Below are 9,683 nucleotides of genomic sequence, written 5' to 3'. Positions count from 1 at the left end.
GAGTTGCCCACGGGCTTGTACTACTATCAGGCCACGGTGTACTACGCCCAGCTGGAGCGTAACGCTCCCCCCCAGATCCTCAAAAGCTGGGTCCAAATTATCCGGGAAGGAAGTGGATCGAGATAGGGTAGAACAAATAAAAAAAGGCCGGTCAAACCGGCCTTTTTTTATTTCATATTGTGGTATACCATCTGAACGTCGTCGTCTTCTTCGATCCGCTCGATGAGCTTCTCCACATCGGCAACTTCGTCATCGGTTAGTTCTTTGTAATCGTTTGGGATACGTTCGAACTCGGCTTGCTTGATTTCGTAGCCCTTTTCTTCCAGGAACTTCTGGATGCTACCGAAAGCCGTGAATTCGCCGTAAATAACATATTGGTTGGCTTCTTCGTCAAACTCAACGTCGTCGCCACCCACATCAATCAATTCCAGTTCGAGTTCTTCCTGATCGATACCTTCCGCCGTAATCCGAAAGACGGATTTGCGGTCGAACATAAAGTCGAGCATTCCCTGCGTGCCTAAGCTGCCACCGAGTTTGTTCAGGTAACTCCGAACGTTGGCTACCGTCCGGTTATGGTTGTCCGTAGCGGTCTCGATCACCAGCGCAATACCGTGGGGAGCGTATGCTTCGTACACGATTTCTTTGTAATCCTCCTGATCTTTCGACGAGGCTTTTTTGATGGCCCGGTCGACGTTTTCCTTCGGCATGTTGGCCGCCTTGGCATTCTGGATAATAGCCCGAAGCCGCCCGTTCACGTCGGGGTCCGGTCCACCGCTTTTCACGGCCATAACGATATCTTTACCAATACGGGTGAAGGTTTTGGCCATCTGCCCCCACCGTTTCATTTTCCGGGCTTTCCGGTATTCAAATGCGCGTCCCATTTCTTTTTGTTCTAAACCGCAAGGTTCGTAACGAATGCGCGAAGGTCGCAAGAATACTTTGCGAACCTGACGCATACATTGCGCTCTATGCGGTTAAATTTTATCTGTTAGTACTTCGTCAAATTCTATAATATTCTGGCCGCGCACCAGGTCCTCAAACGTTTCTCGCTGACGAATCAGGTACGGCTTTCCTTCGTATACCAGTACTTCGGCCGGCCGGAAGCGGGCGTTGTAGTTCGAGGCCATGCTGAAACCATAGGCACCGGCATTCTCAAAAGACAACACATCGCCGGGTTTTACTTCTGGCAAAGCGCGGTCGGTGGCGAACGTGTCCGTTTCACAGATGTAGCCAACGACGTTATAGGTCTTTTCGGTTACCGGATCGCCTGCAATCTGTGGATTCGAAATATTTTTGATGTCGTGATAGGCGTCGTACATCATCGGGCGGATCAGGTGGTTCAGACCCGAATCGACCGCTACGAACGTACGCGTCGGATTTTCTTTCACGATGTTGGTTTTCACCAGCAGATGCCCGCTTTCGCTCACCAGAAATTTACCCGGCTCAAACCAGAGTTCGAGGTCACGGCCGTAGTTCTTACAGAAGTTCCGGAAAGCGGCCGATACCTGAAGACCAAGTTCTTCGACGTCCGTAATGTGATCGCCCTCTTTATACGCCACCTTGAACCCGCTTCCGAAATCAATGAACGACAGGTCCGGGTAATCATTGGCGAGGTCGAACAGGACCTCGGCACCGGTCAAAAACGCACCGGCATTCTTGAAATCAGAACCCGTATGAATATGCAACCCGGCAACCGGAATCTGGTATTGCTCCACTATGGCACGAATGGCGTCGCGCTGCAGAATGGAAATACCAAACTTCGAGTCGGCATGACCCGTCGAAATCTTGATGTTGCCCCCCTCGCTGATGTGCGGATTGATGCGAATGCTGATAGGAACCTGTGTTCCATAGGTTTGACCAACCCATTCCAATAAGGACAAACTGTCGACGTTTAACTGTAAGCCAAGAGAAACAGCTTCGCGGATTTCGTCGAACGACACACCGCTTGGCGTAAACATGATCTGACCCGGCTCAAAACCAGCCATCATCCCCATGCGGGCTTCATTGACCGATACAGAATCCATTTCCACGCCCTGCTGACGCATCAGCTTCAGAATGGAGATATTCGTCAGCGCTTTGGCCGCGTATTTTATCTTTAGGTTGACGCCGGCAAATGAAGACCGGAGCAAGCCGATTTTTTCAATAATTTTGTCGGCATCATAGACGTATAAAGGAAGGCCGAATTCATCGGCAATATCCAGTACATCGACACCCTGAATCTGGTACGTACGGTTATTTAGTTGCATGACTTCGTTGAACGAACCGCAAAATTACGCCATCTTTCCCCCATGTACAAAATTCAGTTTCTCTTAGTCCTCCTGCTTTTCGGACCCATTGCCGCTTTTGGTCAGTCAACGGCCAAAAAGCAGGCCGTTAATGGGCGAAATGGGCAAAAACAGAAGTCCCCGTCAGCCCTGCTTCAGTCGGGGCCGATGGTGGGTTATTCGGAGATGCGCGAGGTAAAACTCTGGGTGCAAACCAAACAACCCGCCCGCGTTCAGATTCGCTACCATGAAGTTGAGGGTTCCGCAACGGCTGGCGCTCCCGCATCGACATCGGCCACGACGCACCTAACCAACGAAGTGTACACCAACCGGCAAACGGCTTTTACAGCCCACCTGCTCGCCGATCAGGTGGACCCCGGAAAGACGTACGCGTACGACGTGTTAATCGAGGGCCAGAAGGTGAGCCTGCCCTACCCGACCAAGTTCCAAACCCAAAGCCTGTGGCAATGGCGGACCGACCCTCCGATGTTTCGCTTCGGCGTCGGAAGCTGCACTTACGTCAACGAGGCTAATGTCGACCGCCCCGGCACGCCTTATGGGGGTGGCTACGAGATATTTACGGCACTGGCGGCCCAAAAACCCGATTTCATGCTCTGGACGGGCGACAATACCTATACCCGCGAAGTAGACTGGAACAGCCGGAGCGGGGTGCTGCGCCGGTATACACACACGCGCTCATTGCCCGAAATGCAGCCGCTGCTGGCCGCTACGCACAATTACGCCATCTGGGACGATCATGATTACGGTCCCGACGACTCCGACCGCTCTTATTGGCTCAAGGAAGTTACGCTCGATGCGTTCAAACTGTTCTGGGCCAATCCGAACTTCATCTTTCCCGAAAGCTGCGCGGGCACCTTCGAATGGAACGACTGCCAGTTTTTTATGCTCGACGACCGCACCTTCCGGGCACCCGATAAAATGCCCGATGGGCCGGGGAAAGCCTATTTTTCGGAGAAGCAGATTCAATGGCTGCTGGATGCACTGACCTTCAGCAAGGCCACGTTCAAATTTATCGTTACGGGCGGGCAGATCGTCAACCCTACAAAATCGTTCGAGAACTACGCCATTTACGGCACCGAACGCGACCGGCTGTTCAAAGCCATTGCCGATGCTAAAATTCCGGGAGTGCTGTTCCTCACCGGCGACCGTCATCACTCCATTCTGCACAAACTGGACCGTCCCGGCACCTATCCGCTGTACGACCTGACCATTTCGCCCCTCACCTCCGGCCCGGCAAAACCCCTGGCCGACGAGTTGAAACTACCGACTTACGTAGACGGCACGCTGGTAACCGACCGCAATTTCGGCATTCTGAGTGTCAGCGGCCCTGCCAAAGACCGGGTGCTGAATATCAAGGTCTACGACCAGAAAGGCACTGAACGCTGGACGAAAGACGTACGGGCGAGTGAGTTGAAGTAAATTGACAAAAATCATGACCATCCAAAAATTTCCCGACCACGCCACGCTTTCGCAGCACACTGCCGAGCACCTTGCGGCCATCATCAATCAGAAACCCACCGCGACACTCTGTCTGGCCTCGGGCGATACCCCTATTGAAACCTACCATCGGTTCGTCAATTTAGTGAGAGATGGACGTGTCGATGTCAGCCAGTGTACGTTTGTTGGGCTTGACGAATGGGTCGGTTTCGGGCCGGACGACTTCGGCAGTTGTTCGTTTTACGTGTTCCGTGACCTGTTCAACCCACTCAATCTCCGGCTGGACCAGGTGCATGTGTTCGACGCTAAAGCGAGTGATCTGCCTGCCGAGTGCGCGCGCATCGACGCCGTTATTGCCGAGCGGGGTGGCCTGGATGTCTTGCTGGTAGGTATGGGCATGAACGGCCATATTGCCCTCAACGAGCCGGGAACCCCGTTTACGCTGGGTTGCCACGTGGTCGAGCTAGCCGAAAGCACCAAGACGGTTGGTCAAAAATATTTCGAGGCTGAAACAACGCTGAGTCAGGGGATCACCCTCGGTCTGCGCCATCTGACCGAAGCCAAAGAAGTTATTTTACTGGTGAGTGGCGGGAAGAAAGCACCTGTTCTACAGGAAGCGCTACAAGGACCAGTAACCGAACAAGTACCGGCCAGTATCATGCAAACGCACCCCAACGCCCTGATTTGGGTCGATGAAGCCGCCGGGAGTTTACTGGCCACCGTTTGAGTTTTTGGCGTTCGGGTTGTAGTTTGTGGATTGTTAGCACATCAACGATAAACGACAACGCCTTTGCCAACTACGATTACCTCCCGCCGAACCGAAATCCTTGCCGGGGTCTCCACCTTTCTGGCAACCATGTACATCATTGTGGTCAACCCGGCTATTCTGAGTCAGGCCGGGTTGCCGTTTAGTGGCGTTTTGACGGCTACCGTTCTCCTGTCGTTCTTTTGCAGCCTGATGATGGGCCTGTACGCCCGTAACCCGATTGTGGTGGCACCGGGCATGGGGATGAATGCGTTCTTCACGTTTACCGCAGTCAAAGGCATGGGTATACGGCCTGAGATTGCATTGGGAGCGGTATTCTGGGCGGGGGTTTTGTTCCTGCTGCTGTCTGTGTTCAATGTACGGTCGGCAATCGTGCGGGCCATTCCTCAGCCTTTACGCTACGCGGTTTCGGCGGGGATTGGGCTTTTCATCACGCTCATTGGCTTCGAGAATGCAAAATTCATCGTAGCCAATCCGGCTACGCTGGTAAGCATTGCTAACTTTAATGACCCCATTGTTCTCACATTTGTATTCGGCCTGCTGCTCATGAGCGTGCTGGTCGTTCGGGATGTGCCGGGAGGCATCATTATCGGTATTATCCTGACAACGCTGGCCGCCTGGCCCATCGGGCGGTACTGGGGAGATGCTTCGGCGATTAATTTCGGGCAGAAGACGCTGGTTAACTTTCAGGGTGTTCTGGCCGTCCCTGACTTTTCACTTCTGGGCAAGCTTGACCTGATGGGCTCGTTATCATGGTCGCTCTGGCCCGTCATTTTCGCCTTTGCCTTCACTGACTTGTTCGACAGTCTTTCCACATTTGTGGGTGTTGCCGAAGCGGGCGGCTTGCAGGACGATGATGGCCAGCCCCGCAACCTGAACCGCTCCCTGATGACCGATGCCGTTGCTACCACGCTGGCGGGAGTATTTGGCACCAGCCCCGGTACGGCTTACATTGAATCGGCGGTGGGTATTGCGCAGGGTGGCCGAACCGGACTCACAGCCATTGTGGCGGGCTGTTGTTTTCTGCCCTTTCTGTTCCTATCTCCATTACTATCCATCATCCCGGCCATTGCCACAGCTCCGGCCCTGGTGCTGGTAGGGGCGTTCATGATGAAACCCATTACACGTATCGAGTGGGGGCAGTTGGACGATGCGCTACCAGCTTTTCTGGCGCTGGTGTTAATTCCCTTCAGTTATTCCATCACGCAGGGGCTCATATGGGGATTCCTTTCCTGGACAGTCATAAAAGTCGCCGTTGGCAAGAGCCGCGAAGTGTCGCTCGGCCTCTGGATTGTCGATGTGTTTTGCGTGCTGGCGTTAGCGAGTGGGCATTAGCGCGTTTGCGCTGGTGCTCCTGTGGAGTCAGGGCGTTTTTGTGGAGTCAGGTCCTCAGACCTGGCCAGTGAGGTTTCTTAAAACCTCCTTAATGGCATACACGAGGTTTTGAGAAACCTCGCTGTGTCGGGTTTAAGAACCCGACACCACACACACTTGTATCAATTTAACTTACCCTGACATGAAAAAAGCAACGCTACTCTTCCTCCTTCTCGCCCAAATTTCCTTTGCCCAACGCTACAAACCCCGCCCGATAACCGGTTTACTCGGCGCGTTTGGCGCAGAAGTAGAGCTGGTTAAAGAAACATTATCCAAGCCCAAAACGGTAATCGTCGATGGCATTGTATTTACCACCGGAAAAATCGGTAACCAAAGGGTTGTGGTGGCCGAAACGGGCATCGGCAAAGTGAACGCGGCTATGACAACGGCCCTCATGCTGGATCATTTCAAGCCGCAGCGAATCTTGTTCACAGGTATTGCCGGTGGCACAAACCCGGAACTGCAACCCGGCGACATTGTGATTGCCGGACAAACGGCCCACCACGATTACGGGGCCATCACCGATAAAAACACCCCTACCCGACAAACCCGAAATGCCATTACAAAACAGTTTAACCCGGCCTTTTTCCCGGCCGACTCAGTTCTGATGCGATTAGCCGAACGCGTTGTCAAAACCGTTTCGCTCGAAGGCATTCCGCTGGCATCGGGTGGTGTTTCCGACCGGCCTGTGAAGGTGATGACGGGTACGGTGGTTACGGGCGATGTTTTTGTGGCCTCCCCTACCAAAGTGAGCAGCCTCCGGGCCGACTTCGGTGCCGACGCGACCGAGATGGAGGGTGCAGCCATTGCGCAGGTATGCTACCAGCTTCAGGTGCCCCACCTCATTATCCGCAGCCTGAGCGACCGCGCCGATGCCGAAGCGCACATTGCCTACGATAAATTTTACCCGACAGCGGCCCGCAATTCTGCCAAACTCGTGATTGCTATCGTGAAGGCACTATAAACTAGTATCAAACAGCCTCTGGCTGTTTTTAGCAAATAAACAGCCAAAGGCTGTTTGATACTTTACCCGCTCCCTCAGAAAAAGGCTCCTCTTTTGACGTCAACTCCCTTTTTTCGCACCTTTGAGTACATCAACTTTTCTTTCCTTGGTACTCGACTCAACAAATACTTCGTCCCTGAATCCGTTTCAGTCCTTTTGGTGGGGTGGTTATGAATGTAGCGATCAACAGAATTGCTTCGGCAACCGCGTTGATTTGCTTCGGGCATCGGGCCATTTGCAATTACTCAATGAAGATTATGCGCTTCTGCATTCATTTAATATCCGCACCGTTCGGGAGGGTATTCAATGGAGCCATGTTGAAAAACGGCCTTATCAATACGATTGGAGCATGGTTGCCGACATGCTGGCAGAAGGTCACCGGCAGGGTATTCAGCAGATCTGGGATTTATGCCATTTTGGTTACCCCGACGACCTGACGCCTTTACACCCCATGTTTGCCCGGCGTTTTGCCGCTTTGTGTCGGGCCTTTGTCCGTTTTTACCGCGACCTGTACCCGTATGATAGCCTGATCGTCACGCCCATTAACGAAGTCAGCTTTATGTCGTGGCTGGGGGGCGATGCGGCTGGCACATCGCCCTACTGTACCAAACAGGGTTGGGAAGTTAAAGTAGGCCTGATGCGCGCCTACATTGAGGGTGTTGCGGCTATGCGCGAGATCGACCCGACCATTCGCATCCTGACAACCGAGCCATTGGTACAAATGGTACCACCCCTTAATGCGACCCCGGAGCAGATTATTGACGCAGCTATTGCCGATGATAACCAGTTTCAGTCGGTCGACATGCTGGCGGGTAGATTGACTCCTGAATTGGGCGGATCGCCGGATTACGTCGATATTTTAGGATTCAACTATTACTACAACAATCAGTGGATTGAGGGCACACATACCTTTTTAGGCTGGAATGACGATGTCCCCGACTCTCGCTGGGTACCACTTCGGCACTTGCTCACGAAAGCGTACCGACGCTACGAGCGTCCCATTGCCCTCACCGAAACCAGCCATCCCGGTATTGACCGACCGTTCTGGATCGAAATGGTTGGCCGGGAATGCGCGGCCGTTCGGCAGGCGGGAGTGCCGTTGGTAGGCGTATGTCTGTACCCGATCGTGGATCGCCCCGACTGGGACCACACCGACTACTGGCATCGCTCCGGCCTTTGGGACGCGGATTTGTCGACTACCCCGCCCGGCCGGATTCTGGTGGAGCCCTATGCCAATGCCTTACGACAGGCACAGTCGGTTATTCTGGAAGCCAGCTTACCTGTTAGTTAACATTTTAGCATACAATCAGTTAAGAGGGGCAGTTTTTATTCACAAAAAAACTGCCCTCCCTGCATATGAAACGAATCATTACCACCCTTGTCTGCCTGGTGTTGCCCGGTCTGGTATTTGGGCAGTCTCTGAAACCCGGCTTCGATAAAGCAGAGTACATCGAACTCCTCAAAGTGTCAGCCCAGTTTGGCGATTCTACCTATGTCAATTCCTTTCCAGCCCCGCAACAGTTCAAGCGGGTTTATCGCTCCCCCGTTGTCGGACTCGATAACATGTGGGATTTGTGGACCAGCCCGCAATCGGTGGCGGTGCTGAGCATTCGCGGAACTACGGCCAATAGTGTAAGCTGGCTGAGCAATTTTTACGCGGCTATGGTGCCCGCCAAAGGATCGCTACAGATTAGTGATACCGAAAACTTCCAGTACGAACTCGCATCCAGCCCCAAGGCTGCGGTTCATGTAGGCTGGTTGGTGAGTACGGCTTTTCTGGCAAAAGATATTCTCCCAAAAATTGATTCGTGCTACCGGGCGGGTATCAAAGATGTGATCATCATGGGGCACAGTCAGGGCGGTGGTATTGCTTTTTTACTGACATCCTATCTGAGAAATCTGCAAAAGCAGTCGCGTATTCCCGCCGATGTACAGTTCAAAACATACTGTAGCGCGGGTCCGAAGCCGGGTAATCTGTATTATGCGTATGAATACGAAGCCGCAACACAGAATGGCTGGGCCTACAACGTTGTCAATGCCGCCGACTGGGTACCTGAAGTGCCGTTTACGATCCAGACGATTAACGATGTGAATACGACCAATCCGTTTAAAGGGGCACCCGCTATGATAAAAAAACAAAAGCTGCCGCAACGAATCGTCCTCAACTACATTTACAATAGCCTGAGCAAACCCGCCTTGAAAGCTCAGCAGAACTACCAGAAATATTTAGGCAGACTGGCCTCAAAAACGGTTCAGAAAAACATCAAAGGCTACGTAGCCCCCAACTATTTCAGCAGCAATGACTACGTCAGAACCGGGGCTACCATCGTCCTCCTGGGCGATAGCGAGTATTTTAAGAAGTACCCGGATAGTGAGGAAAAAATCTTTGCCCATCACTTCCATCCGCCTTATTTGTATCTAACCGAAAAGCTATCGTTATCTCCCAATCAAATGCAATCGTCTAACACCGGTCAGTCATTAGACGGTACCTGGGAACTGAATTACATATCCGGGCCGAAAATAGCGTTTGACGGATTGTATCCCGAAAAGAAGCCATCCATTACGTTCAACACCGCTACGCAGCGGGTCAATGGGTCTACCAGTTGTAATTCGTTTAATGGAAAGCTCGTTGTCGATGGCCCGAAGATCAGTTTCAGCGAACCAATGGCGATGACCCGTATGATGTGCCCCGGCGAAGGTGAGCAGACATTTTTAAACACGCTAAAAACGGTGAATCGCTATTCCGTCAATGACAACACACTCACGTTGATTATGGGCGACATCGCCGTCATGCGCTTCGTCAGAAAGTAGAGTCGTT

8 protein-coding genes are annotated in these 9,683 nt (G+C 52.7%); 6 read left to right on the top strand and 2 right to left on the bottom strand.

Annotated elements, in window-relative coordinates:
• Nucleotides 1-167: 167 nt before the first annotated feature.
• Together CRO74_RS16250 and lysA are read right to left on the bottom strand one after the other, a co-directional pair.
• Nucleotides 168-881: a YebC/PmpR family DNA-binding transcriptional regulator gene (locus CRO74_RS16250; RefSeq protein WP_097127134.1), complete on the bottom strand. Its 714-nt coding sequence runs from the start codon at nt 879-881 to the stop codon at nt 168-170.
• A gap of 93 nt (nt 882-974) precedes the next feature.
• A complete protein-coding gene (gene lysA, locus CRO74_RS16245) occupies nt 975-2,246 on the bottom strand; it encodes a diaminopimelate decarboxylase (RefSeq protein WP_097127066.1) in 1,272 nt (423 codons plus the stop codon).
• 42 nt (nt 2,247-2,288) lie between these two features.
• On the opposite strand from lysA, the gene CRO74_RS16240 reads away from it, so the two are divergent.
• The 6 genes from CRO74_RS16240 (at nt 2,289) to CRO74_RS16215 (ending at nt 9,676) form a co-directional block, all read left to right on the top strand.
• On the top strand, nt 2,289-3,704 hold the full coding sequence (locus CRO74_RS16240) for an alkaline phosphatase D family protein (RefSeq protein ID WP_097127065.1): 1,416 nt from the start codon (nt 2,289-2,291) through the stop codon (nt 3,702-3,704).
• Between the two features lie 13 nt (nt 3,705-3,717).
• Entirely contained in the window at nt 3,718-4,449 is a 732-nt protein-coding gene (locus CRO74_RS16235; protein WP_097127064.1) for a glucosamine-6-phosphate deaminase, read from the top strand.
• A 63-nt stretch (nt 4,450-4,512) separates the two neighbouring features.
• The gene (locus CRO74_RS16230; protein WP_097127063.1) at nt 4,513-5,823 is read left to right on the top strand and encodes an NCS2 family permease; all 1,311 of its coding nucleotides are present in this window, start codon (nt 4,513-4,515) and stop codon (nt 5,821-5,823) included.
• Between the two features lie 181 nt (nt 5,824-6,004).
• Nucleotides 6,005-6,826: a 5'-methylthioadenosine/adenosylhomocysteine nucleosidase gene (locus CRO74_RS16225; RefSeq protein WP_097127062.1), complete on the top strand. Its 822-nt coding sequence runs from the start codon at nt 6,005-6,007 to the stop codon at nt 6,824-6,826.
• 121 nt (nt 6,827-6,947) lie between these two features.
• Nucleotides 6,948-8,156, top strand: coding sequence for a glycoside hydrolase family 1 protein (locus CRO74_RS16220; RefSeq protein WP_097127061.1), 1,209 nt, complete (start codon nt 6,948-6,950; stop codon nt 8,154-8,156).
• Between the two features lie 65 nt (nt 8,157-8,221).
• Nucleotides 8,222-9,676: an META domain-containing protein gene (locus CRO74_RS16215; RefSeq protein WP_097127060.1), complete on the top strand. Its 1,455-nt coding sequence runs from the start codon at nt 8,222-8,224 to the stop codon at nt 9,674-9,676.
• The last annotated feature ends 7 nt before the right edge of the window (nt 9,677-9,683 follow it).

Origin of the sequence: Spirosoma fluviale (genome assembly GCF_900230225.1) — a bacterium.
GTDB classification, from domain to species: Bacteria; Bacteroidota; Bacteroidia; order Cytophagales; family Spirosomataceae; genus Spirosoma; species Spirosoma fluviale.
The sequence above is the reverse complement of the archived record's forward strand: the minus strand, read 5'-3'. Positions and strand labels throughout refer to the sequence as shown.

Bases quoted from the DNA above. Each gene is read 5' to 3' on its own strand.
- lysA (WP_097127066.1), bottom strand. From the start codon at position 2,246: ATGCAACTAAATAACCGTACGTACCAGATTCAGGGTGTCGATGTACTG.
- CRO74_RS16225 (WP_097127062.1), top strand. From the start codon at position 6,005: ATGAAAAAAGCAACGCTACTCTTCCTCCTTCTCGCCCAAATTTCCTTT.
- CRO74_RS16235 (WP_097127064.1), top strand. From the start codon at position 3,718: ATGACCATCCAAAAATTTCCCGACCACGCCACGCTTTCGCAGCACACT.
- CRO74_RS16215 (WP_097127060.1), top strand. From the start codon at position 8,222: ATGAAACGAATCATTACCACCCTTGTCTGCCTGGTGTTGCCCGGTCTG.
- CRO74_RS16250 (WP_097127134.1), bottom strand. From the start codon at position 881: ATGGGACGCGCATTTGAATACCGGAAAGCCCGGAAAATGAAACGGTGG.
- CRO74_RS16240 (WP_097127065.1), top strand. From the start codon at position 2,289: ATGTACAAAATTCAGTTTCTCTTAGTCCTCCTGCTTTTCGGACCCATT.